Raw genomic sequence first — 22,349 nt, 5'->3', positions numbered from 1 at the left:
TCTGTTCTACGCGGCCTCCAGCAGCTCCCGCAGCGTCAGGGCGTTGCGGACGGCGTAGGCGTTCCAGTCGTTGTTGAAGTAGACGAAGGCGGTGCGCCCCTCGGCCAGCGCCCGGATGCGCGCGGCCCAGGTGCGCAGCTGGTGGCGGGGGTAGTTGCCCCGGTAGCGCGCGCCCGTAGGGCCGTGGAAGCGCACGTAGACCACCGGCGCGGTGGCCACCAACGCCGTGGGGCGCTCCGGATCGCTGACCACCACCAGGCCGATGCGGGATGCGCGCATCAGCGCGTAGACCTCCTCGTGGAAGAGCGAGGCGTGGCGGTACTCCATCACCACGGTGAGGCGCGGGGGGAGCAGGTCGAAGAAGGTGCGCAGCCGGCGGAGGTTCTCGGGGGTGCGGTGGAACGAGGAGGGGAGCTGCACTAGCACCGGCCCCAGGTGGTCGCGCAGCAGGCGCGCCCGCTCCAGGAAGAGGTCGAGCGGCCCAGCCACGTCCTTCAGGCGCTTGACGTGGGTGAGGAAGCGGCTGGCCTTGACTGCGTAGAGGAACCCCTCGGGCGCCTGCGCCCGCCACTGCTGCACCGCCTCCTCGCTGGGGAGGCGGTAGAAGGTGTTGTTGATCTCCACGGTGTCGAAGTGGCGGGCGTAGTAGGCGAACCACTCCCGCTGCGGCAGGTCTTGCGGGTAGAAGCGGCCCCGCCAGTACGGGTAGACCCAGCCGCTCGTGCCGATGCGGATCGCGCCCATCCGCCCCCTGCCTGCCGGGCGTACGTCAGACGCGCACGACCTTCAGCAGGTTGGTCGTCCCCGGCCGCCCCATGGGGTAGCCGGCGGTGACGACGATGTCGTCGCCGCGGCGCACGAAGCCCTCCCGCTTGGCCGCTTCCACCGCGGCGGCGACGAGCGCGTCCAGGTCCGGGATCTCCGGCACGAGGACCGGGTGCACCCCCCACACCAGGCGCAGGCGCCGCAGCGTCGCCTCGACCGTGGTCACGCCCAGGATGGGCCGCCGCGGACGGAAGCGGGCGACCCGCAGGGCGGTGCTCCCCGAGGTCGTGGCCGCGACGATGGCCGCCGCCCCCAGCGCCTCCGCCGCCTGCACCGCCGCCAGGGCGATGGCCTCCGCAGTGTCGCGGGCGGCCAGGCCGTCCCGCAGCGCCTGCTCCCGCCAGCGCTGCACCACCTCGGGGGGCACGGCGCCTTCGGCGTGCTCGGCGATGCGCGCCATGGTGCGCACCGCCTCCACCGGGTAGGCGCCGATGGCCGTCTCGCCGGAGAGCATGAGCGCGTCCGTCCCGTCGAAGACGGCGTTGGCCACGTCGGTGGCCTCGGCCCGGGTGGGACGCGGGTGCACGATCATGCTCTCCAGCATCTGCGTGGCCGTGATCACCGGGCGCCCCCGACGGTGGCAGGCGGCGATGAGGCGCTTCTGCAGCACCGGGACCTCCTCCGGCGCCGTCTCCACGGCCAGGTCCCCACGCGCCACCATCACCGCGTCGGCGGCCTCGATGATCTCGTCGATACGCTCGAGCGCCCGCCGCCGCTCGATCTTCGCCACCAGGCGGGCGCCGCCGCCCCGGCGGTCGATGTAGGCGCGCACGCGGTGGAGGTCCTCGGGCCCCTCAACGAAGGAGAGCGCCACGTAGTCCACCCGCTGCGCCAGCCCCAGGTCGAGGTGGCGGAAGTCCTCCTCGGTGACCGTGGGGACGCTCAGCGGCACCCCCGGCAGGTTGATCCCGGCGTGCTGGCGCAGCGTGCCGCCGTGGACCACCCGGCCGGCCACCGTCGCGGCCTCGACCGCCACCACCTCCAGGACGATCTCCCCGTCCTGCAGGTAGATGCGGTGTCCGGGGCGGACGTCCTGGGAGAGGGCCGGGTAGTGGACCGGGATGACGCCGTCGCCGCTGGCCTGGGGGGTGGCGGCCAATCGCACCACGTCGCCCGGGCGGAGGAGCAGGCTGCCGCAGGGGAGCCGGCCGGTGCGCAGCTTGGGCCCGGGCAGGTCCTGGAGCACGGCCACCCGCCGGCCGGTCTCGGCCTCCGCGGCGCACAGGGCCTCCAGGGCCCGGAGGTGGTCGTCGGGGGTGCCGTAGGAGAAGTTCAGGCGGGCCACGTCCAATCCGGCCTCGAGCAGGGCCCGCAGGACGTCGGGAGCGGTGCAGGCCGGGCCGAGGGTGGCGACGATCTTGGTCTGACGACGCACGCTCTCCATTCTAGCCCACGGGGAACCGGAGACCGCAACCGGTGGACGACGCCACACGCGGTCTGCGGCGCGGACGGCACCGTTGACCGAGGGGCCTCACCCTCCGAAGGAGGCGAGCCGGCAAGGACGAAAACGTCCCGAGGCTTGCGTCCGCGGCCGGGCCGCGGACGCAAGGAAAAGGGGGATGGGCGTGGTCCTGCGCGTGGTGGTCTTCGGCGCCGGCGCCGTGCTGATGGGCCTGGAGATCGTGGGGAGCCGGGTGCTGGCGCCGTTCTTCGGCTCCTCGGTCTACGTGTGGGGGAGCCTCATCAGCATCTTCCTGGCGGCGCTGAGCGCCGGGTACTACCTGGGCGGCGTCCTGGCCGACCGGCGCCCCTCCCCCGGCGTGCTGGCGCTGGCTCTGCTCAGCGCCGGCGGCCTCATCCTCCTCCTGCCGGTCCTGGCCCCGCCGGTGCTGGAGGCCTTTGCCGACCGCGACCTGGGCCCGCGCCTCAGCCCGCTGCTGGCCTCCATCCTGCTCTTCGCCCCGCCGGGCGTCCTGCTGGGGATGACCTCCCCTTTCGCCGTGAAGCTGGCGGCCACGGACCTGGCCACGGTGGGCAACGTGGCCGGGGTCCTCTACGCCATCTCCACGGCCGGGTCGATCGCCGGGACGCTGCTCACGGCCTTCTTCCTCATCCCGACCTTCGGGGTGCGCACCATCCTCTACACGCTGGGCGGCGCGCTGGTGCTCTTCTCGGCCCTGCTGGCCGTCCGCGTGCGCGTCCCCCGGCCGGCGCTCACGGCCCTGCTGGTGGCGGGCCTCCTGGTGCCGCCCGCCCTGGCCGCCCCGGCAGAGCCGCGCATCCTGCTGGAGCGGGACACCGCCTACCACCACCTGATCGTCATGGAACAGGGGACCGTGCGCTACCTGCGCTTCAACCGCTCCATCCAGGGCGGCATGTACCTGAACGACCCGTACCTGAGCCCGCTGGCCTACACCGACTACGTCCACCTGGCCTGGCTCTTCCACCCGCAGATCCGCCGTGTCCTCGTCGTGGGGCTGGGGGCGGGCTCGGTGCCGAAGCGCTTCTGGCGGGACTACCCGCAGGTCGTGATCGACAGCGTGGAGATCGACCCGGTGGTGGTGGAGGTGGCCAAGCAGTACTTCGCCGTGCGGGAGGACGCCCGGCACCGCATCATCGTGTCGGACGGGCGGGTCTTCCTGCGGCGCACGGACCAGCGCTACGACCTGATCGTCATGGACGCCTACCACCACGACGGCATCCCCTTCCACCTGGTCACGCGCGAGTTCTTCGAGCTGGCCCGCACGCGGCTGACCCCCAGCGGAGTGATCGCCGCCAACATCGTCGGCGCGCTGGAGGGGCGGGAGAGCAAGCTCTTCCGGGCGATCTACAAGACCTACGGGCAGGTCTTCCCCGGCCTGTACCCCTTCCCCGTGAACTACCTGCCGGAGCGGGACGGGGAGACCGTACGCACCATCATCCTCATCGCCACCGCCCGAACGGGTCTCACGCGCGCCCAGCTCACCGAGGGGGCCCGGACGCTGCGCCGGCGGCGGTTCATCACCTTCCCGCTCTTCGACCGCTTCGTCGCCAACCTCTACGACCGCCCCATCCCCACCTCGGACGTCCCCGTGCTCACCGATGACTACGCGCCGGTGGACATCCTGCCGGTCTACGGGTGGGAGCCGGAGCAGCGGCGATAGTAAACTGAGGGGGACATGCAGGCGGACCGGTCTTCGGCGGGCGGGCGACTGGTGAGGAAGCGGCCATGAGGGTCAAACCACAGGCCACGGCGGCGGATCTCTGGCGCCTCGGCGAGGGCGACGTCAGGCGCGAGCTGGTCAACGGCGAGGTGGTGGAGATGCCCCCGACGGGGGGGATTCACGGCAAGGTCGTGACCCGCCTGGCCCGGCGCCTGGACGAAGCGGCATCGGCACGGAGCACGGGCGAGGTCATCACCGGCGACGTGGGCTTCGTCCTGCACCTCCCCTACGATCCCGAGCGCGTGCGTGGTCCCGACATCGCGTTCATCTCGACGACCAGGCTCCCCGACGGCAGGCTCCCCCAGGGATTCGTGGCCGGCGCCCCCGACCTGGTCGTCGAGGTCCTCTCCCCCTCCGACAACCCGGCGGACCTGCAGCAACGGGTCCGGGACTGGCTCGAGGGGGGCGCCCGACTCGTCTGGCTCATCGCCCCCGAAGCGAAGACGGCGACCGTCTACCGCCCCGATGGGTCCGCCCGGCTGCTGCGGGAGTACGAGGCGCTGGACGGGGAAGACGTCCTCCCCGGCCTGGCGATCCCGCTGGCCGACGTCCTGCCCTGATCGTGCGGCCAGGGTTCAGCGGGGCTCCTGCGCACGGCAGGGAGTCGTGTCCTCCAAGGCATCGTCCGGGGGAATACATGAGCGGGGGGACGCGTTACAAATTAGTCGGTCAGTGGGGGTTCAGTCATGCCACGCCGACGCACCACCCTCCCCATCGAGGAGTACGAGGTCCTGGAGAAGGACCTCTCCCGCCTGGCGCGCCGCACCGGTCCGCGGGGGCGCTTCGCCCCGGTGCTCAGCGGCCTGCACCTGCCCGACCGCGAGGAGATCTGGATTCACCGGGACCTGCCCGAGCCGGAGAAGAGCTTCACGCTGCTCCACGAGCTCGTGCACGCCCGGCGCAGCCTCAGCGAGGAGGAGTGTACCGATCCCGAGGTCGAGGAGCTCCTGACCGAGCTGGAGGCCATCGCCCGGGCGCCGGACGCCACCCTCGGCAACCTCTTCATGGGGCGGCTCCTGCTGGCCATCAAGGGCCACCTCACCGAGGAGGGCCGGCTCGACCCGGACACCCCGCAGGGACTGGGGCGCATCCTCAACCGCGCCGGGGCGCTCGTGACCACGCTGCTCGGCCGGCCGCCCTCGCCGCCGTCCTGACCGTTCCTGGCCTCCCCGGCCTGCGGGCCTGGGCCCTGGAGGTCCTCCCCCGCGTGCTGCTGGCCGTAGGCGTGGTTGTGGCCGGCGCGGTGGCCTGGCGGTTGCTGCACGCGCCGCTCGCCCGGGCGATGGAGCGCTCACGGGTCGACCCCGCGCTGCGCGACCTCCTGCTGGCCGTCGGCAAGTACGTCGTGCTGGGGGTGGCCCTCATCACCGCCGCCTCCCAGCTGGGCCTGCACGTCGGGGCGCTGCTGGGGGGCCTGGGCGTGGCCGGGCTGGCCGTCGGCCTGGCCGCCCGCGACACCATCGGCAACCTGATCTCCGGGCTGATCATCCTGTGGGACCACCCCTTTGAGCTCGGGGACCTCGTGGTCATCGACGGCGTGGAGGGACGGGTGGTGCGCATCGGCCTGCGCTCCACCCACCTGCGCACCGCCGACGGCGAGCTCGTCATCATCCCCAACAGCAAAGTCTCCGAGGCGCGGATCACGAACCGCACCGCCGAACGGGCCTACCGCATCCGCGTCGCGCTGAGCCTGCCAGCGGGGCAGGACACCCCCGCGCTGCGCGAGGCCCTGGCGCGCGCCGCGGCGGACGACGCCGAGGTGCTCGCCGACCCGCCACCGCAGGTGCTCATCATGCAGGCCCTCCCCGACACGGTAACGCTGGAGGTCGGGGTATGGGTGCAGCCGCGCCTGCCCGCCGACGTAGTGCGCAGCCGCCTCTACGACCGGCTGGGGCAAGTGCTGCGGGAGAGGGGAGGAGGCTAAGCCCTCACCCGCGCCGCTCCTGCCGGCGCCCTTCCCTGAGGCTACGCCTTGGCCTGGAGGTGCCCGGGAGCAGGTGTGGCCTGACGCGGGACGGGGACGGGCGCCTCGACCACGGCACAGAGGGCGTCCACGCAGCGGGGGTCGAAGAGACGCCCAGCGCCCGAGCGCAGGTAGGCCAGCACCGCGCCTGGAGGAAAGGCGGGCCGGTACGAACGTCCGGAGGTCATGGCGTCGAAGACGTCGGCCACCGCCATGATGCGCGCCTCCAGCGGGATCGCCTCGCCGCGCAACCCGTCGGGGTAGCCCGAGCCGTCCAGGCGCTCGTGGTGCCAGCGCACCGCGGCCAGCGTGGGGCGCAGGGAGGGCAGCCGCCGCACCATCTCCTCCGAGCGCACCGGGTGCGTCCTGACCAGGGCGTACTCCTCCGCGGTGAGGGGGTCGGGCTTGTTGAGGATGGCGTCGGGGATGGCGATCTTCCCGATGTCGTGCAGCAACCCGGCCTGGTACAGGGTGCGCACGTGCTCAGGGGCGAGCCCCAGCCGCTCCCCCACCTGGGCCGCCAGGCGGGCGACCTTCTCGGAGTGACCCTTGGTGTAGGGGTCGCGCGCCTCCACGGCCGCCACGAGTCCCGTGAGGACCTCGCTGTAGGAGCGCTCCAGCACCTCCACCGCCTCGCCCAACAGGAGCCCCGTGACGCTGCGCGTCACATCGAGGCCGCGCCGGTAGTCGGCGACGATACCGGCGAGGATGAGCGATGCCCCCAGGAGTACCAGCAGGTGGTACTCCCACCAGCTCACCCGCCAGACCGAAGCGAAGGCGAAGGAGAGGAGGCTCTCCAGCAGGAGGACGATGCCGGCCAGGATGGTGGCGTGCAGCGGCAGGCGACCGAGGCGGTACTGCCGGGCGTAGCGCAGCGCCGCCACCGTGAGCAGGGCGGCGGTTCCCGCCACGAGCCCCGCGGCGAGCCAGGGGCTAGGAGGGGGTGCGGCGGCGGTCGTCGCGGCTGTCCGAGCTGGCCAGGCCGTATCGGTCCCGGCACCGCCCCCGCCTTCGCCGTGCTGCGCGCCGTGGGCGGGCGTCCCATACTCGTCGGACACCGCGTACCCGGCCCCGTACATGTCAGCGGGCGGCGGCGCAGCAGCACCGCTCCCCCCTCCGCCACCGTGCCCCGCCCGAGCACCCCGGGCCGAGGCGAGCGAGGCGGCGTGTCCCTCCAGGAAGCGCGGGGCCGCCACGGAGAGGAGGAGGAAGGCCGTCCACACGCCGGCCAGCAGGAGGACCAGGGCGCGGCGGTGGCGGAAGACTGCGCCCCCCTCGTCGAGGCGGCGCACCGTGCTGAGCACGATGAAGACCGCACCGAGCGCCAGCCCCATCAGCGGGGCCCAGCCGATCCCGTTGCTGGCCTGCTGGAAGAGGACCCCGGGCGTTAGCAGACCGTGGATGAAGAAGAACCCGGCGATGGCCCAGAAGCCGAGCCCCAGCAGGAAGGCGCGCATGTCGCGCAGGCGTTCGGCCACGAGGAGGACGAGCCCGGCCACCAGGGCGGCGGCCCCCGCGGCCAGGGTGACGACGGCGAAGTGGAGCGCCGGACGCCGGAACGTCGGGTCGAGCACAGGGTGGCGCAGCAGGAGGACGAGGACCGCCACCGGCAGCACGAGCACCGCCAGGCGGACGGTGTCGGCGAGGTGGACAGCCAGCCCGGAGCGCACCAGGCCGCGAGACATGCCTTCCGGTACCTGCCCGAGCCTCAGGACCCCTAGTCGCCCGGAGGCATCGGCTATGATGGCCCTGTGATGCCCGCGCTGGAGACTGTCGAGCTGCGGCGCCGCTTCGGCCCCCACACCGCGCTGACCGGTGTGACGCTGACCGCACTGCCCGGGACTGCCTGGCTGCTCGTCGGCCCGAACGGCGCCGGCAAGACCACGCTGCTGCGCCTGGTGGCCACCGCCCTGCGCCCCACTGGCGGGACGGCGCGGGTCTTCGGGCGGGACGTGGTGCGGGATGCACTGGCCGTGCGCACCCTCGTGGCCTTCGCAGGCGCTGCCGACGGGGCCTACGAGGCCCTGACCCCCCGGGAGTACCTCACCTTCGCCGCCGCCATGTCCGGCCGGCCGGTACCGCCGGACCTCCTGGCCTGGGGCGGGCTGGCCCGCGTGGCCGACCGCCGCGTGGAGGAGCTGAGCCAGGGCCTGCGGCGGCGCCTGGCGCTGGCGCGCGTGCGGCTGCTGGCCCCCCGCTTGCTGCTCCTCGACGAACCCTTCACCGCCCTGGACGCAGAGGGGCAGCACCTGGTCGAGGACCTGGTCCGCACGGTGACCGACCGCGGGGGTGCCGTCGTGCTGGCCACCCACGAGTGGGAGCGGGGGCTGCGGTTGGCCGACCACGTGGCGGTGCTGGTGGGCGGCCGGCTGGTGGCGCAGGGGCCGCGCCAGGGGATGACGGTCGAGCGCTTGCGCAACCTGATGGCCGCCGGTGCCACGCCGCCGCCGGTGAGCGCGGCCGCAGGCGGGAGCGGGCAGTGAGCCTCAAGGCGCGCGTCGCCCACAGGGGCATGGACCCGCGGACACCCAGCGCGCTCGAGACGGGCCGTGCGGACCTCCAGGCCCACCGCGCTGCCGAGGCCGGGGCGGCCGGGGCGAGCGGTGTTGCAGCCGGTGCCCTCCCGGCGGGCGGGGGTATGAGCGGGCTGCGCCGCGCCGGCGCGGTCGCCTGGAAAGACCTCCTGCTGGAGTGGCGCCGCCGCGAGACGGTGGCGGCGATGGTCTTCTTCGCCTGCCTGACGGCGGTGCTGCTGGGATTTGCGTTCGGCGGGCGGGGGGAGGTCGCGCCGGCGGTGCTGTGGGTGGCGCTGGTGCTGGGGGCGGTGCTGGGCGTGAGCCGCCTCACCGTGGCCGAAGCCGAGCAGGGGACGCTCGAGGCCCTCCTCCTCTACCCCGGCGCGCGCGAGCACCTCTTCTGGGGAAAGTGCGCCGCGCTCACCGGACTGCTCACGGCGCTGGCGGCCGTCCTCCTCCCGCTCGTGGCCGTGCTCTTCGGCGCGGCGGCAGGACCGCGCTGGCCGCTCCTCGCCGGCACCGTGCTGTTCGGGATCGTCGGGCTGGCCGCCGTCGGCACGCTCTTCGCCGCCATGGCCCTGCACGTGCGCGGGCGGGAGCTACTCGTCCCGCTCCTCCTCCTGCCGCTCGCGCTGCCGGTGCTCCTCGCCGGCATCCGCCTGACCGAGGCGATCCTCGGCGCGGGTCAGGCGGGACCGTGGCCGGCGGTGCTGCTGGTCTTTGATATCCTGTTCCTGTTGGTGGCCCCGATCCTGTTCGAGCTCGTCGTCGAGGAGGTCTGACCGGTGCGGCTGGTCGGCCCGGCCGCCCTGGCTGCGCTGGCCGCCGGCCTCTACTTGGCGCTGTGGGCCTCTCCCCCCGACGCCTTCCAGGGCCACTACGTCCGCCTGATGTACGTCCACGTCCCGGCGGCCTGGGTGGCGTACCTGGCGGTGGGCGTGGCGGCCGTGGCCAGCCTCCTCTACCTGTGGCGGCGGCGGCCCGCCTACGACTATGTGGCCCACAGCGCGGCCGAGCTCGTCGTGCTCTTCACCGGGCTGGCCCTGGCCACAGGGATGATCTGGGGGCGGCCGGTGTGGGGGGTGTGGTGGACCTGGGATGCGCGGCTGGTGAGCACCGCCATCCTCTTCCTGATCTACGTGGGCTGCCTGCTGGTCCGGGGGCTGGCCGCCGACCGGGAGCGCGGCGCGCGCCTGGCCGCGGTGGTGGCCCTCGTCGGCGCCCTGGACGTCCCGATCATCCACTTCTCCGTGCTGTGGTTCCGCACGCTCCACCAGACCGCCTCGATCACTCGGCGGGAGGTGAGCATGGCCCCCGAGATGCTGGCGGCCCTGCTCGTGAACCTGCTGGCCTTCGCCCTCCTCTTCCTCTACCTGGTCACTCTGCGCGCCCGCCTGGCCCGGCTGGAGGCGGAGCGGGCCGAGGCGGCGCTGGAACCGCAGGCGCGATGAGCCCCGCGATGGCCCTCCTGCTGGGCTACGGGGTGGTGGCTGCGGCCCTCCTCTGGTACTCCCTGCGGGTGCGACGCCGGCTGGCCGCGCTGCAACGGCGCCAGGAACGCCGCACCGCGGCGGCCGTGGAGGCGACCGGGGTGCAGCCGCGGTGAGGGCCCGGAGGTCCGGACCGTGAGGCGGGGACGCCTCCTCCTGGCCGCCGCCGTCGTGGTCACCGGGCTGGTCTACCTGGTGGTGGGCGGGATCCGCGGCGCCATCGTGTACTACATCACCCCGAGCGAGCTGGCCGCCCAAGGCTCCCAGATCGTTGGCCGGCCCGTGCGGGTGGGTGGGCAGGTGCGGCCGGGCTCGCGGCAGTGGGACGCGCAGGGGAGCGTCCTGCGCTTCGTCCTCACGGACGGACGGGCGGCCGTGTCGGTGGAGTACCGCGGAGCGCCCCCCGCGCTCTTCACCGAAGGGCAGGGCGCCGTCGTCGAGGGCTCCCTGGATGGGGCCGGCCTCTTCCGGGCCCGTGCCGTGATCGTGCGCCACAACGAGGAGTATCAGCCTCCCACGGCCTCCTCCCCCGCCGGCCTCTCCACCCCGCGACCCTCCCCTCCCCCTTCCTCGCCTGCGCCCTCACCCACGCCGTGACCGCCGCCCTCGGCACGCTGGCCCTCCTCCTCGCCGCGCTCGGCGCCGTCGGCGGGGCGGTCGCCCTCCTGCGCGGGCAGGCCGCCGGACCCCCTGCGCTGGTGACGCTGGGGGAGCGCGCGGCGGTGGCCGTCTTCGCCCTCGTCACCGCCGCGGTGGCGGCCCTGGAGGCGGCCCTCCTCCGCGCCGACTTCTCCGTCGCCTACGTGGCCGACAACGTCTCGAGCGGGACGCCCCTCCTCTTCCGTGCCATTGCGCTGTGGGGGGCGTTGGAAGGCTCCATCCTCCTGTGGGCCTGGCTCCACGCCGGCTTCACGGCGCTCGTGGCCTGGCGCTACCGTGGCCGCTACCCCGCCACCGTGCCCCTGGCGCTGGCCATCCTGCTGGGGATCGGCGCCTTCTTCCTCCTGCTCATGCTCGGACCCGCCGACCCCTTCGCCCCGGCCGTTCCGGTGCCGCTCGACGGCCGCGGGTTGAACCCGCTGCTGCGCAACCACCCGCTGATGGCCGTCCACCCGCCCTTCCTCTACCTGGGGTACGTCGGTCTGGCCGTGCCCTACGCCTTCGCCATGGCCGCGCTCCTCTCGCGGACCCTGCGGGACGAATGGGCCGCCGTGACACGCCGGTGGACGATGGCGGCGTGGGTCTTTCTCACCACGGGGATCGTGCTGGGGGCGTGGTGGTCGTACGAGGTCCTGGGGTGGGGCGGCTACTGGGCGTGGGACCCCGTCGAGAACGCCGCCCTCCTGCCCTGGCTGGCCGTCACCGCCTTCCTCCACTCGGCCATCGTCCAGGAACGGCGCCGGCTGCTGCGTCTGTGGAACTGCGCGCTCGTGATCCTGGCCTTCCTCCTCACCCTCTTTGGCACCTTCCTCACCCGCAGCGGCATCCTGGCCTCGGTGCACGCCTTCACCGTCTCGCTCATCGGCCCGCTCTTCCTGCTCTTCATCGCCGCCGTGCTGGCCTTCTCCCTGGCGGTGCTGCTCCTGCGGCGGGACCAGGTGCGGGACGAAGGGGCGCTCCCGGCCTCCCTGAGCCGCGAGACCCTCTTCCTGCTGAACAACGTCCTCCTGCTCGTCCTCGTCGCCACCGTCTTCCTGGGGACCCTCTTCCCGCTCGTGGTGGAGGCGGTGGTGGGGCTGCGTGTCAGTGTGGGAGCACCCTACTTCAACCGCGTCGCCGCCCCGCTCGTCCTGGGGCTGCTCGTCCTGATGGCGGCCGGCGCGGTGCTCCCCTGGGGGGCCGTCCCCAGGGGAGCCCCCCGTCGCTTCCTCGCTCCCGCCGTGGCGGGCCTGGGCGCCGGCGCCGTGGCGCGCGCATACGCCGCCGGGCCCTTCACCTCGGTGGCCTTCGGGGTCCTGGCCTTTGCGGCGTGGGCCCACCTCCTCGAGTTCCACCAGGGGGCGCGTGCCCTGCAGTCCGCCGGGACGCCCTACCCGCTGGCGCTGCTGCGCCTCTTCGCCGCGAACCGGCGCCGCTACACCGGGTACCTGGCGCACCTCGGGCTGGTGCTGGCGCTGGCCGGGGTGGCCGGGTCCACCGCCTTCCGGCAGGAGAGCGACCACACCGTCCGGCCGGGCGAGCTCTTCGCGGTCCCCGGGGCGCTGCTGCGCTACGAGGGCGTGACGCTGCGGCGCGACCCCGACCGGCTGGCCCTCACCGCCACGGTGTTGGTCTTCCCAGCGCGGTCGGGAGCCGAGGCGGCACCGCGGGCGGCCAGCGGTGGCGGCCTGACCGCTCCCGTGGCCGTCCTCCACCCCGCCGAGCACCTCTACCCGCAGCAGCGCACGCCGCTCCCCACCCCCGCCGTCCGGTCGACGTGGCGCGGCGACCTCTACCTGGTGCTGGGCGGTGTGGCGCGGGATGGGACGGCGGTGGTCAAGGTCATCACAAACCCCCTGGTCCCGTGGATCTGGGCGGGGGGGCTGCTGATGGGGCTGGCCGGCGTCCTCAACCTCCTGCCGGGGAGACGGTGAGCGTGCACGCGACCGACCCGGGTTCCGCCGGGGTGCGCCCCCTGTCGGCCGGCGCGCGGTCTGTCCTCCGCCCGGGGCGTCGCCTCGTCATCGCCGTGGCGCTCCTGCTGGCGATCGCCCTGGCTGGAATCCCGCTCCCGGCGGCTGCGGGCCCCTCCCTGGACGAGCAGGTCCGGACGGTGGCCAGCCGGCTGCGCTGTCCGGTCTGCCAGAACGAAAGCGTGGCCGACTCGCCGTCGGCCCTCGCCGCCCAGATGCGGGAGCTGATCCGGGCGCGCCTGGCACAGGGGGAGGCCCCCGAGGCCATCGTCGCCTACTTCGTCTCCCGCTACGGCGAGTGGATCCTGCTGGAGCCGCCGCGGCGCGGCTGGGGGTGGGTGCTGTGGCTGGCGCCGGGGGTCCTGCTGGCCGGCGGACTCCTCCTCCTGGCCCGCTACCTGCGGGGTGCGGTGCGGGCAGGGGAGGTGGATAACTATGGGCAGGGAGTGTCGGACGGCTGAGCGGCTGAGCGGCCCGTCCGGCACCTGCGCCGGACGGGCGAAAGGGAGGTGAGGGAGATGGAACCCACGACGGTGCGGCGGACCGCGCCGGTCTACCTGGAGGAGAACCGCGAGCGGCGGGAGCGGCTCATCGCCATGCTCACGCAGGCCTACTGGATGGAGCTCGAGACGGTGATGAACTACCTGGCCGCCTCGATCAACCCCGACGGGGTGCGGGCCCGGGAGGTGGCGGAGGCGCTCCAGGAGGACGTGCAGGAGGAGCTGGGCCACGCCCGGCAGTTCGGAGAGCGGATCAAGGAGCTCTACGGGGTGGTCCCGGGGTCGATGGCCTTTCGGCCGGAGCAGACCTACCTCCAGCCGCCCGAACGCCAGACCGACATCGTCGCGGTGATCCGCGGCGTCATCGAGGCCGAGCACGGGGCCATCGCCCACTACAGCGACATCGTCCGCTTCTGCGACGACTTCGACCTGGTCACCCAGGACATGGTCCTCCAGATCCTGCGGGGGGAGCAGGGCCACCTGCGCCTGTTCGAAGGGTTCCTCCGGGAGTTCGAAGAAGGGCAGGGAGGGAGCCCGACCGGCAGGGGGCGCTGAGCGGTGGACGACGCCGCCGACCCCGTCCGAGGATCTCGGCGGGCGGTGGAGGCCGAAGCAGGACGCGGGGGACCGCACGCGGTGGTGCGGCACCCCCGCGTCCTGGCCTTCGTCCTGGCCGGTGGCAAGGGGGAGCGCCTCTACCCCCTCACGGAGCAGCGCAGCAAGCCCGCCGTCCCCTTCGGGGGCAAGTACCGCATCATCGACTTCGTCCTGAGCAACCTGGTCAACTCCGCCATCTATGCCATCTACGTCCTGGTGCAGTACAAGGCCCAGTCGCTGATCGACCACCTGCGCACGGCCTGGCGCGGCGGCGGGATCGTGCCCGACCACTTCGTCATCGTCGTCCCACCCCAGATGCGCTGGACCGAGACCTGGTACCAGGGCACGGCGGACGCCGTCTACCAGAACCGCAACCTGCTCGCCGACTTCGACCCCGACGTCGTGGCAGTCTTCGGCGCCGACCACGTCTACCGCATGGACATCTCCCAGATGCTGGCCGTCCACCTGGAGCGGCGGGCCGACGTGACCGTGGCGGCCCTGCCGGTGCCCATCGAGGAGGCGTCCGGCTTCGGGATCATGGGGGTGGAGGCCGACGGGCGGATCGTGGAGTGGGCGGAGAAGCCCGCCGAGCCCTTCCCCCTCCCCGACGACCCCACGCGGGCCCTGGCCTCCATGGGCAACTACCTCTTCGACCGCCAGGTGCTCATGGACGCGCTGGTGGAAGACGCGCAGCGCGGCACCGACCACGACTTCGGCCGCAACATCCTCCCCGCCCTGGTCCCCACCCACCGGGTCTTCGCCTACCGCTTCACCGCCAACGTCCTCCCGGGCCTGCAGCCCTACGAGGAGCCGACCTACTGGCGCGACGTGGGGACGCTGGCGGCCTACTGGCAGGCCCACATGGACCTGCTGGGCCCCCAGCCGCGTCTCGACCTGGCCAACCCGCGCTGGCCCATCTTCACGGCCCCCTACGGCGGCCCGCCGGCGCAGGTCATCGCCGGCGAGGTGGAGGACGTGCTGGTCGGGGAGGGGACCCGCATCGACGGGGCGGAGGTGCGCCGCAGCATCCTGGGCCGCGGCGTGCGCGTGGAGCGCGGCGCGCGGGTGGAGGAGTCGCTGGTGATGGACCACTCGGTGGTCGCCCCCGGTGCCCGGCTGCGCCGCGTCATCGTGGACCGCTACAACGTCATCCCCGAGGGAGCGGTGATCGGCTACCGCGCCGACGAGGACGCGCGGCGCTTCTTCGTCGACCCCTCCGGCCTGGTCGTCCTCCCCCGCGGCCGCACGCGCCGCTAGGCCGTCTCACGCCCGCCGAGAGGGTGCGGCACCCGAGGCGTCTAAGAGCGCTTCCCATGGACCCCCGGACGGCGACGGTCTTCCGAGGCGAGGCCGGGCCCGCCCCAGCAGGGGCGGAGAGGCTCACGCCAGGACAGGTGCGCGCACGCCTGCGGCAGGGATGGGCGCCGCGCACCACGGCGGGCCTGGCCCCCGGCTATGCCCAGGCCAACCTGGTGATCCTGCCCCGCGCGGCGGCCTACGACTTCCTGCTCTTCTGCCAGCGCAACCCCAAGCCGTGCCCCGTACTGGAGGTGACCGAACCGGGCGACCCGGAGCCGCGCCTGACGGCCCCCGGCGCCGACCTGCGCACCGACCTCCCCCGCTACCGGATCTTTCGGGACGGCCTCCCCGCCGGGGAAGCGACCGACATCCTGGAGCTGTGGCGGCCCGACTTCGTCGCCTTCCTGCTGGGGTGCAGCTTCACCTTCGAGGCGGCGATGCAGCGGGCCGGGCTCCCGGTGCGCCACCTGGAGGAGGGGCGCACCGTGCCCATGTACCGCACCGCGCTGCCCTGCCGCCCGGCCGGGGCCTTTGCCGGGCCGCTGGTGGTGAGCATGCGCCCGCTCCCCGCCGACCAGGTGGCCCGGGCCGTGCAGGTGACGGCGCGCTACCCGCTGGCGCACGGCGCCCCGGTGCACGTGGGGGATCCGGCGGCCATCGGCGTCGCCGACCTCGCCCGGCCCGACTACGGCGAGGCGGTCACGGTGCACCCGGGGGAGGTGCCACTCTTCTGGGCCTGTGGGGTGACGCCCCAGGCGGCCGCACGGCAGGCGCGGCCGGAGGTGATGATCACCCACGCCCCGGGCCAGATGTTCGTCACCGACCTGCGTGACGAGGACCTGGCCCTCTGGTGACCCGCCCGCGGCGCGGGACCGACCCGCGACGGGGGCCGGGCACCGGAGGGTGCAGCGACAAGGAGGGAGGAGCATGAAGCGGATCAGCCGGCGGCGGTTCTTGCGGTACGGCGGCGCGGGGCTCCTGGCCCTCAGCGGCGCGGAGCGTCTCGCCGCCCTGGCCTCGGCCCAGGAGCCCACGATTCCCATCGGGGTGGTCTACCCCCTCACCGGCGCCCTGGCCCGCATCGGGGCGTCCATCAAGAACGCGGTCGACCTGGCCGCGGAGATCGTGAACACGCCCCACCCCGAGCTCGACCCGCTGGTGCTGGCCCGCCCGGCCGGCCTGCCCCGGCTGCGCGGCGCCAAGCTGCGCCTCCTCTGGGCCGACAGCAAGGGGGACCCGGCCACGGGACGGGCGGAGACGGAGCGGCTCATCGAGCGGGAGCGGGTAGTGGCGGTGGTGGGCGCCTACCAGAGCGCCGTCACCGCCACGGCCAGCCTGGCGGCGGAGGCGAAGGGCATCCCCTTCCTCAACCCCGAGTCCTCCTCGCCGAAGCTCACCGAGCGCAACTTCAAGTGGTTCTTCCGCACCGGGCCCCACGACGTCACCTTCACGAAGCTCTTCTTCGACATGATGGAGGACCTGAAGAAGCGCGGGCACCGGATCAGCAAGATCGCCATCCTCTCCGAGGACACCGAGTTCGGCGCCACGGCCGTGGGCGTGGAGCGCGTCTTCGCCCAGCGCTACGGCTACGAGGTGGTGGCCACCGAGCTGTACACCTCGCCGCCGGCCAGCGTGGAGGCGGAGCTGCTGCGCATCCGCCGCTCCGGGTGCGACGTGATCTTCGGGCAGAACTACCTGGTGGACGCCGTGCTGATCACGCGCACGCTCAAGCAGATGCGCTGGTTCCCGCAGGGGCTGATCGTGCACGACGCCGGGTGGGTGGTGCCCGACTACCTGCAGACGGTGGGAGACGACGGGAACTACGTCCTCACGCGGGTCTCCTGGGCGCTGGGGATGGGCCGGCGCAAGCCGCTGGTGACGCGGGTGAACGAGCTCTACCGGCAGCGCTTCGGCACCGACATGGACGAGACCAACGCCCGCTCCTTCACCGGGCTGCTGGCCCTGGCCGCGGCAATCAACGAGGCCGGCTCCACCCGCCCCGACGCCATCCGCCAGGCCCTGGCCGGGCTGAGCCTGCCGGGCCGCCAGCTCATCATGCCCTGGGAGGGGATCGAGTTCGACTTCCGCGGCCAGAACCGGCACGCCGCCGGGCTCATGGCCCAGATCCTGGACCGGCAGTACAAGGTGGTCTGGCCCTTCTCGCTGGCCGAGGCGGACATCGTCTGGCCGGCGCCGCCCTGGGAGCGCCGCGGCTGAGGCGCCTTCCGGGATCGCCCCCGCCCGCAGGCGCCTCCCGCTGGCGGCAGCGGGGCGACCCCCGCCCGGCCTCCTGATGGACCTCCTGGTCCAGGCCACCCTCAATGGCCTCCTGCTGGGGCTGGTCTACGCCCTGGTGGCGCTCGGCCTCTCCCTCATCTGGGGCGTGATGGAGGTCGTCAATTTGGCCCACGCCGAGTACCTGATGCTGGCCATGTACGCCACCTACTGGCTGTGGGCGCTGGGACGGGTGGACCCGCTTGTCGCCGCCCCGGTGGTCCTGCCGCTGTTCTTCCTGCTGGGCTGGCTGACCTACCGGGTGCTCGTCCGCCGCGTGCTGGCCGCCCCCATGGTCTCCCAGATCTTCGCCACCTTCGGGCTGCTCTTCTTCCTGCGCTACAGCGCCTTCGCCGCCTTCGGCCCCAACGTGCGGGGCATCTGGCAGTCGCGCCTGGAGGGCAGCCTCACCCTGGGCCCCTGGTACGTGGGGGTCCCGCAGCTGGCCGCCGCCGTGGTGGCGCTGGGCGCCTTCGCGCTGCTGTGGCTCTTCCTCAACCGGACGAAGACCGGCAAGGCCCTGCAGGCCACAGCCCAGGACCGGGTCGTGGCGCAGACGCTGGGCATCGACGTGGAGCAGATGTTCGCGCTGGCCTGGGGCGTGGGGATCGCCGCGGTCGCCCTCGCCGGCATCTCCCTCATGCCCTTCTACCAGGTCTCCCCCACCGTGGGGGACGCCTTCCTGCTCATCGCCTTCGCCAGCGTGGTGCTGGGCGGCTTCGGCACGGTGGCCGGGGCGCTGGTGGGGGGGATCGGCATCGGGCTGGTGGAGAACGTGCTCGGGGCGCTCATCGCGCCCACCTTCAAGCTGCTCTTCGCCTTCGCTGTCTTCGTCCTGATGCTCCTGGTCCGCCCGCAGGGGCTCGTCGGCGAATGAGCCTGCTGCTGCTGGTCGCCGTGCTCCTGCTGGTGCCGCTGGCGGTGCGGGACAGCTTCTTCCTGAACGCGGCCATCCACGTCTTCCTGCTGGGGACGGCGGCACTGGGGTGGAACCTCATCGGCGGGTACGCCGGGCAGCTCTCCTTCGGCCACGCCGTCTTCTTCGGCGTGGGCGCCTACACCAGCTCGGTCCTGCTCAGCCGGCATGGAGTGTGGCCGTGGGTGGGCGGCCCCGTGGGCGCGGCCGTGGCCGTAGGGCTGTCGCTGGCGATCGGCGCGGCCACCTTCCGCTTGCGCCGCCACTTCTTCGCCCTGGCCACGCTGGCCCTGGCCGAGATCGCCCGCATCACCTTCCTGAACTGGCCGTACGTGGAGGCGGCCATCGGCCTCTACCTCCCCCTCCACTACCGCGGCCGGCTGGCCTACCTGATGTGGGACGGCAAGATCCCCTACTACCTGGCCGGGCTGGCGCTCTTTGCCGCCGCGCTGACCCTCACCTGGTGGGTGGATCGCACCCGCATGGGGCTCTACCTCAAGGCCACCAACCAGGATGCCGACGCGGCGGAGGCGCTGGGCCTGCCCACGCTGCGCTACAAGCTCTGGGCCATGGGAACCAGCGCCGCGCTGGCGGCGCTGGCCGGGACGCTCTACGCCCAGTACGTCCTCTACATCGACCCCTACACGGTGATGGCCTCGCGCATCTCCCTGCTGGTGGTGGTCATGGCTCTCATCGGCGGCCGGGGCACGGTCTTCGGTCCGGCCCTGGGGGCGGCCTTCATCGTCCTGCTCTCCGAGTACACGCGTACGGCCCTGGGCCACCTGGGCCAGGGCTACGACTTCATCCTCTTCGGCGCGCTCATCATGCTGCTGGCCATCTACGAGCCGCGCGGCCTGCTCGGGCTGGGCCGCCGCGCCCGCCTGCGCCGGCCGGTGCCCGTGGTGGAGGGGTCGGCGCCCACCCCGCTCGCCGCGGCCGGCACGCCCGCGGACCGCGTCGCGCTGCGCGTCGAGGGGCTCTCGAAGCGCTTCGGCGGGGTGGCCGCCCTCGAGTCGGTGGACCTGGTGGTCCGGCAGGGAGAGATCCTGGGGCTCATCGGCCCCAACGGGGCGGGCAAGTCCACCCTCTTCGACTGCATCACGGGGTTCCAGCGCCCGGACGGCGGCCGGGTGGTCGTGGACGGCGCCGATCTCACCGCGCGAACTCCCCACGCGCTCGTCCACGCCGGCGTGGTGCGCACCTTCCAGCTCGTGCGCGTCTTTCCCGAGCTGACGGCCCTGGAGAACCTGCTGGTGGCCCAGCCCCACCGGGGCGAGTCGGTCTGGCAGGCGTTGCGGCCCACGCCCCGAGCGGTGGGCGCGCGGGCCGAGGGGCTGCTGCGCCGCGTGGGCCTGGCCGCCTCCCGGGATGTGCCGGCCGGGGAGCTCTCCTACGGGCAGCAGAAGGTGCTGGCCCTGGCCATGGCGCTCATGACCGAGGCCCCGGTGATCCTGCTCGACGAGCCCACCGCCGGCGTGCACCCCGCGCTCATCCAGGAGCTGGTGGCCCAGATCCGCGCGCTCAACGCCGAGGGGCGGACCTTCGTGGTCATCGAACACAACATGGAGGTGGTCAACGCCCTGGCCCACCGCGTCTACTTCCTGGCCGGCGGGCGCGTCCTGGCGGAAGGGACGCCCGAGGCCGTCCGCCAGGACCCGCAGGTGCTCGACGCCTACTATGGCCACTGACCCCGCTCCCTCCCCTACCCCGCCCGCAGCCGCGTCTCCCTCCCCCACCCCGCCCGCAGCTGCGCCCGGCACCGCGGCCATGGCCGCCGACGGCGCCGTGCTGCGCGTCGAGGAGCTGCACCTGGGGTACGGGCAGCAGGAGGTCCTCCACGGGGTGAGCCTCACCGTGGGCGCGGGGGAACTCGTTGCCGTGATCGGCCCCAACGGAGCCGGCAAGTCCACGCTGCTCAGGGGGATCTTCGGCTTCCTGCGGCCGCGGCGGGGCCGCATCACGCTCCTCGGCCGGGAGATCGGCGGGCTGCGCCCGCCGCAGGTGCTGCGCGCCGGGGTGGCCTACGTGCCGCAGGGTTACAGCGTGCTGCCCAACCTCTCGGTGGAGGACAACCTGCTGCTCGGCGCCTACATCCGCACCGATCGGCAGGTGCGGGCCGACATGGAGCGCCTGCTCGACCTCTTCCCGGTCCTGCGGGCGCGCCGTCGGCTCCCGGCGCGGGTGCTGAGCGGCGGCGAGCGGCGCATGCTGGAGATGGCCCGGGTGCTCCTGCTGCGGCCCCGCGTCCTGCTCCTCGACGAGCCTACGCTGGGGCTCAGCCCGCGCGTCATCGACCAGGTCTACGAGGTCGTCCACCGGGTGAACGGCCAGGGCGTGGCCATCCTGCTGGTGGAGCAGAATGTGCGCACGGCGCTGCGCCACGCCGGGCGGGCCTACGTCCTGGAGCAGGGGCGCGTGCGCTTCGAGGGGCGCGGGGAGGAGATGCTGGCGCACCCGGAAGTGCGCCGGGCCTACCTGGGCGGGTGAGGCGCCCGGGGGACTCAGGCGGTCACGCTCCCACCGTGGCGACGCCCGCTGGAGCCGCCCGATCCACGCGGCTTGCGGCTCACGGCCACGAACAGCGGCAGCGCCGCCAGTTGCGCCGCCACCGAGAAAGCCACCAGGGCGACGACGGAGCGGTCGTAGAGGCCCCCCATCAGCGCGCTCCCGCCAAACCAGGCGATCCCGTAGACGGCGTTGAGGACGCCGTAGGCCCCGGCGCGGCGCTCGGGCGGCGCCATCTCCGCCACCGCCGCCCGCACGACCGACTCCTGCGCCCCCATCCCCAGCCCCCACAGCAGCACCCCCGCGAGCACGGAGGCAGGCCCGCCCAGAAAGGCGAGGGGGGCGAAGGCCGCGGCCACTGCCGTGGTGGGGACGAGGACCGCCGTCCCGGCACGGTCGTACCACCGCCCGAGGGCCAGGGCCGCGGCGGCGTCGGTCCCCATGGCCGCCGCGTAGAGGAGCGGGACCCAGGGGGCGGGCACCAGCGCGTGCCGCTGGAGGTGGTAGGCGATCAGGGCGAAGTCCGCATACCCGGCGCCCACCAGCGCCACCGCCACGACGTAGCGGCGGAAGCGCGGGCCCAGGCCCGCCGCCGCGGGTGCGGCGTCAGCGACCTCCAGGTCGCGCGGCCGCGGGTAGAGCCTGCGCGCCGCCACCAGCACGCCCAGCGCCAGGGCAGCCGGCGCGGCCAGGAGGGCGAAGGCGCCCCGGTAGGCCGATCCGGCGGCCAGGGCGCCGGCCACGAGGAGCGGGCCCAGGACGGCGCCCGCCTGGTCCAGCGCCTCGTGCAGGCCAAACCCCCACCCGCGCCCGACCTGCTGGGTGGCGTGAGACAGCATGGCGTCGCGTGCAGGCGTCCGGATCGCCTTGCCGATGCGCTCCGCCACCACCAGCGCCGCCGCCGCCCCCCAACCCCGGGCCAGGGCCAGCAGCGGGACCGCCGCCAAGTTCACGGTGTAGCCGACGATGGTGATCGCCCAGTAGCGGCGCGTCCGGTCGGCAAGGCGGCCGGAGAGGAGGCGCAGGGCGTAGCCGAGCAGCTCGCCGAGTCCCGCCACGACTCCCACCACGGTGGCGGTGGCGCCCAGCGTGCCCAGGTAGGGGCCGACGACGCTGCGCGCCCCCTCGTAGGTGGCGTCGGCCAGCAGGCTCACCACGCCGAGGAGCACGACGAACCGCAACGCCGCCGCCCGGCCGTCGTCAGCCGTCGCCACCCTCTCCATCTGCCTTCCGGCTGAGCAAGAAAACTCTCCCGGCGTCCCTTGCCCATCCCAAATCTTTCTGCGCATCGAGGGTCTGAATATCCGTAAAGCCTGCTACTTCAAGGCCGGACCGGACTTCCGACTCGGAATAGCACCGTTGCCAAAGGGTCACATCAGAGCGGTGCCATAGAGCACCAGCTAATCGAAACATGGTGACGGCTGTTTGGCCCACCTCTTTGCCCTCATCAAAACTTGCCCGGACAACGCAAACGTGGTCGTCTTCCACAATCCCAAAGGAGCCCCGCCAGCGCGTCTTATACCCTTCTGCCATGTTCAGGTCAAAGAGAAACAAGCCTCCTGGTAGCAAGCACGATTGTACGTTTCGGAAGACCAGGGACAATTCTTCCATGTTCATGATGTGATTGAGACTGTCATAGACGCACACGACAGCCTGATAGACTTCCGGGAAGTGGAAACTCCGGGCGTCTTCGACAATGAACTCTACAG

Annotated in this window: 23 protein-coding genes; 18 read left to right on the top strand and 5 right to left on the bottom strand. The window is 73.2% G+C overall.

Annotated elements, in window-relative coordinates:
- Positions 1–6 precede the first annotated feature (6 nt).
- Entirely contained in the window at positions 7–744 is a 738-nt protein-coding gene (locus RB146_11540; GenBank protein ID MDQ7829602.1) for a DUF72 domain-containing protein, read from the bottom strand.
- 25 nt (positions 745–769) lie between these two features.
- The gene (gene pyk / locus RB146_11535) at positions 770–2,209 is read right to left on the bottom strand and encodes a pyruvate kinase (GenBank protein MDQ7829601.1); all 1,440 of its coding nucleotides are present in this window, start codon (positions 2,207–2,209) and stop codon (positions 770–772) included.
- A 175-nt stretch (positions 2,210–2,384) separates the two neighbouring features.
- Here pyk and RB146_11530 point away from each other — a divergent pair, with 175 nt between their 5' ends.
- The 4 genes from RB146_11530 (at position 2,385) to RB146_11515 (ending at position 5,892) form a co-directional block, all read left to right on the top strand.
- Positions 2,385–3,908 carry a fused MFS/spermidine synthase gene (locus tag RB146_11530; protein MDQ7829600.1) on the top strand — a complete coding sequence of 508 codons (1,524 nt, stop codon included), beginning with the start codon at positions 2,385–2,387 and terminating at the stop codon, positions 3,906–3,908.
- 65 nt (positions 3,909–3,973) lie between these two features.
- Entirely contained in the window at positions 3,974–4,528 is a 555-nt protein-coding gene (locus tag RB146_11525; protein MDQ7829599.1) for a Uma2 family endonuclease, read from the top strand.
- A gap of 126 nt (positions 4,529–4,654) precedes the next feature.
- The gene (locus tag RB146_11520) at positions 4,655–5,122 is read left to right on the top strand and encodes a hypothetical protein (GenBank protein ID MDQ7829598.1); all 468 of its coding nucleotides are present in this window, start codon (positions 4,655–4,657) and stop codon (positions 5,120–5,122) included.
- Between the two features lie 53 nt (positions 5,123–5,175).
- On the top strand, positions 5,176–5,892 hold the full coding sequence (locus RB146_11515; GenBank protein ID MDQ7829597.1) for a mechanosensitive ion channel: 717 nt from the start codon (positions 5,176–5,178) through the stop codon (positions 5,890–5,892).
- A 41-nt stretch (positions 5,893–5,933) separates the two neighbouring features.
- Here the strand turns inward: RB146_11515 and RB146_11510 are convergent, their stop codons facing one another.
- Positions 5,934–7,616, bottom strand: coding sequence for an HD-GYP domain-containing protein (locus tag RB146_11510; protein MDQ7829596.1), 1,683 nt, complete (start codon positions 7,614–7,616; stop codon positions 5,934–5,936).
- A gap of 69 nt (positions 7,617–7,685) precedes the next feature.
- On the opposite strand from RB146_11510, the gene RB146_11505 reads away from it, so the two are divergent.
- From RB146_11505 to RB146_11440, 14 genes are all read left to right on the top strand, one after another.
- The gene (locus tag RB146_11505) at positions 7,686–8,414 is read left to right on the top strand and encodes an ABC transporter ATP-binding protein (protein MDQ7829595.1); all 729 of its coding nucleotides are present in this window, start codon (positions 7,686–7,688) and stop codon (positions 8,412–8,414) included.
- A gap of 155 nt (positions 8,415–8,569) precedes the next feature.
- A complete protein-coding gene (locus tag RB146_11500; GenBank protein MDQ7829594.1) occupies positions 8,570–9,229 on the top strand; it encodes a heme exporter protein CcmB in 660 nt (219 codons plus the stop codon).
- 3 nt (positions 9,230–9,232) lie between these two features.
- On the top strand, positions 9,233–9,898 hold the full coding sequence (ccmC, locus tag RB146_11495; protein ID MDQ7829593.1) for a heme ABC transporter permease CcmC: 666 nt from the start codon (positions 9,233–9,235) through the stop codon (positions 9,896–9,898).
- Between the two features lie 8 nt (positions 9,899–9,906).
- Complete coding sequence (locus RB146_11490; protein MDQ7829592.1) at positions 9,907–10,053, top strand: hypothetical protein; 147 nt, start codon at positions 9,907–9,909, stop codon at positions 10,051–10,053.
- Positions 10,054–10,072: 19 nt separating this feature from the next.
- A complete protein-coding gene (locus RB146_11485; GenBank protein ID MDQ7829591.1) occupies positions 10,073–10,534 on the top strand; it encodes a cytochrome c maturation protein CcmE in 462 nt (153 codons plus the stop codon).
- Positions 10,531–12,510 (top strand): heme lyase CcmF/NrfE family subunit, encoded by a 1,980-nt coding sequence (locus RB146_11480; GenBank protein MDQ7829590.1) that lies wholly within the window; start codon positions 10,531–10,533, stop codon positions 12,508–12,510. Before RB146_11485 ends, RB146_11480 begins: the two co-directional genes overlap by 4 nt.
- Entirely contained in the window at positions 12,507–13,010 is a 504-nt protein-coding gene (locus tag RB146_11475) for a cytochrome c-type biogenesis protein CcmH (GenBank protein MDQ7829589.1), read from the top strand. Before RB146_11480 ends, RB146_11475 begins: the two co-directional genes overlap by 4 nt.
- A gap of 135 nt (positions 13,011–13,145) precedes the next feature.
- Positions 13,146–13,604: a ferritin-like domain-containing protein gene (locus tag RB146_11470; GenBank protein MDQ7829588.1), complete on the top strand. Its 459-nt coding sequence runs from the start codon at positions 13,146–13,148 to the stop codon at positions 13,602–13,604.
- 81 nt (positions 13,605–13,685) lie between these two features.
- Positions 13,686–14,903, top strand: a complete 1,218-nt coding sequence (glgC, locus tag RB146_11465) for a glucose-1-phosphate adenylyltransferase (GenBank protein ID MDQ7829587.1) — start codon at positions 13,686–13,688, stop codon at positions 14,901–14,903.
- Between the two features lie 56 nt (positions 14,904–14,959).
- A complete protein-coding gene (locus tag RB146_11460; protein ID MDQ7829586.1) occupies positions 14,960–15,799 on the top strand; it encodes a putative hydro-lyase in 840 nt (279 codons plus the stop codon).
- A gap of 73 nt (positions 15,800–15,872) precedes the next feature.
- A complete protein-coding gene (locus RB146_11455; protein ID MDQ7829585.1) occupies positions 15,873–17,162 on the top strand; it encodes an ABC transporter substrate-binding protein in 1,290 nt (429 codons plus the stop codon).
- Between the two features lie 76 nt (positions 17,163–17,238).
- Positions 17,239–18,096: a branched-chain amino acid ABC transporter permease gene (locus tag RB146_11450; GenBank protein MDQ7829584.1), complete on the top strand. Its 858-nt coding sequence runs from the start codon at positions 17,239–17,241 to the stop codon at positions 18,094–18,096.
- Positions 18,093–19,823, top strand: coding sequence for a branched-chain amino acid ABC transporter ATP-binding protein/permease (locus RB146_11445; GenBank protein ID MDQ7829583.1), 1,731 nt, complete (start codon positions 18,093–18,095; stop codon positions 19,821–19,823). The genes RB146_11450 and RB146_11445 overlap by 4 nt, the downstream gene beginning before the upstream one ends.
- 79 nt (positions 19,824–19,902) lie before the next feature.
- Positions 19,903–20,622 (top strand): ABC transporter ATP-binding protein, encoded by a 720-nt coding sequence (locus RB146_11440; protein MDQ7829582.1) that lies wholly within the window; start codon positions 19,903–19,905, stop codon positions 20,620–20,622.
- 14 nt (positions 20,623–20,636) lie between these two features.
- On the opposite strand, the gene RB146_11435 is transcribed toward RB146_11440, so the two are convergent.
- Both RB146_11435 and RB146_11430 read right to left on the bottom strand, forming a co-directional pair.
- Entirely contained in the window at positions 20,637–21,863 is a 1,227-nt protein-coding gene (locus tag RB146_11435) for an MFS transporter (protein MDQ7829581.1), read from the bottom strand.
- A partial coding sequence (locus RB146_11430) for a class I SAM-dependent methyltransferase (GenBank protein MDQ7829580.1) occupies positions 21,841–22,349 on the bottom strand: 509 nt, incomplete at its 5' end. The genes RB146_11435 and RB146_11430, both read right to left, overlap by 23 nt.

Source organism: Armatimonadota bacterium, from assembly GCA_031081585.1.
GTDB lineage: Bacteria > Sysuimicrobiota > Sysuimicrobiia > Sysuimicrobiales > Humicultoraceae > Geohabitans > Geohabitans tengchongensis.
The sequence above is the reverse complement of the archived record's forward strand: the minus strand, read 5'-3'. Positions and strand labels throughout refer to the sequence as shown.

Bases quoted from the DNA above. Each gene is read 5' to 3' on its own strand.
- RB146_11520 (MDQ7829598.1), top strand. From the start codon at position 4,655: ATGCCACGCCGACGCACCACCCTCCCCATCGAGGAGTACGAGGTCCTG.
- RB146_11445 (MDQ7829583.1), top strand. From the start codon at position 18,093: ATGAGCCTGCTGCTGCTGGTCGCCGTGCTCCTGCTGGTGCCGCTGGCG.
- RB146_11455 (MDQ7829585.1), top strand. From the start codon at position 15,873: ATGAAGCGGATCAGCCGGCGGCGGTTCTTGCGGTACGGCGGCGCGGGG.
- RB146_11505 (MDQ7829595.1), top strand. From the start codon at position 7,686: ATGCCCGCGCTGGAGACTGTCGAGCTGCGGCGCCGCTTCGGCCCCCAC.
- pyk (MDQ7829601.1), bottom strand. From the start codon at position 2,209: ATGGAGAGCGTGCGTCGTCAGACCAAGATCGTCGCCACCCTCGGCCCG.
- RB146_11440 (MDQ7829582.1), top strand. From the start codon at position 19,903: ATGGCCGCCGACGGCGCCGTGCTGCGCGTCGAGGAGCTGCACCTGGGG.
- RB146_11450 (MDQ7829584.1), top strand. From the start codon at position 17,239: ATGGACCTCCTGGTCCAGGCCACCCTCAATGGCCTCCTGCTGGGGCTG.
- RB146_11540 (MDQ7829602.1), bottom strand. From the start codon at position 744: ATGGGCGCGATCCGCATCGGCACGAGCGGCTGGGTCTACCCGTACTGG.
- RB146_11435 (MDQ7829581.1), bottom strand. From the start codon at position 21,863: ATGGAGAGGGTGGCGACGGCTGACGACGGCCGGGCGGCGGCGTTGCGG.
- RB146_11500 (MDQ7829594.1), top strand. From the start codon at position 8,570: ATGAGCGGGCTGCGCCGCGCCGGCGCGGTCGCCTGGAAAGACCTCCTG.
- RB146_11460 (MDQ7829586.1), top strand. From the start codon at position 14,960: ATGGACCCCCGGACGGCGACGGTCTTCCGAGGCGAGGCCGGGCCCGCC.
- RB146_11510 (MDQ7829596.1), bottom strand. From the start codon at position 7,616: ATGTCTCGCGGCCTGGTGCGCTCCGGGCTGGCTGTCCACCTCGCCGAC.
- RB146_11525 (MDQ7829599.1), top strand. From the start codon at position 3,974: ATGAGGGTCAAACCACAGGCCACGGCGGCGGATCTCTGGCGCCTCGGC.
- RB146_11470 (MDQ7829588.1), top strand. From the start codon at position 13,146: ATGCTCACGCAGGCCTACTGGATGGAGCTCGAGACGGTGATGAACTAC.
- RB146_11490 (MDQ7829592.1), top strand. From the start codon at position 9,907: ATGGCCCTCCTGCTGGGCTACGGGGTGGTGGCTGCGGCCCTCCTCTGG.
- RB146_11530 (MDQ7829600.1), top strand. From the start codon at position 2,385: ATGGGCGTGGTCCTGCGCGTGGTGGTCTTCGGCGCCGGCGCCGTGCTG.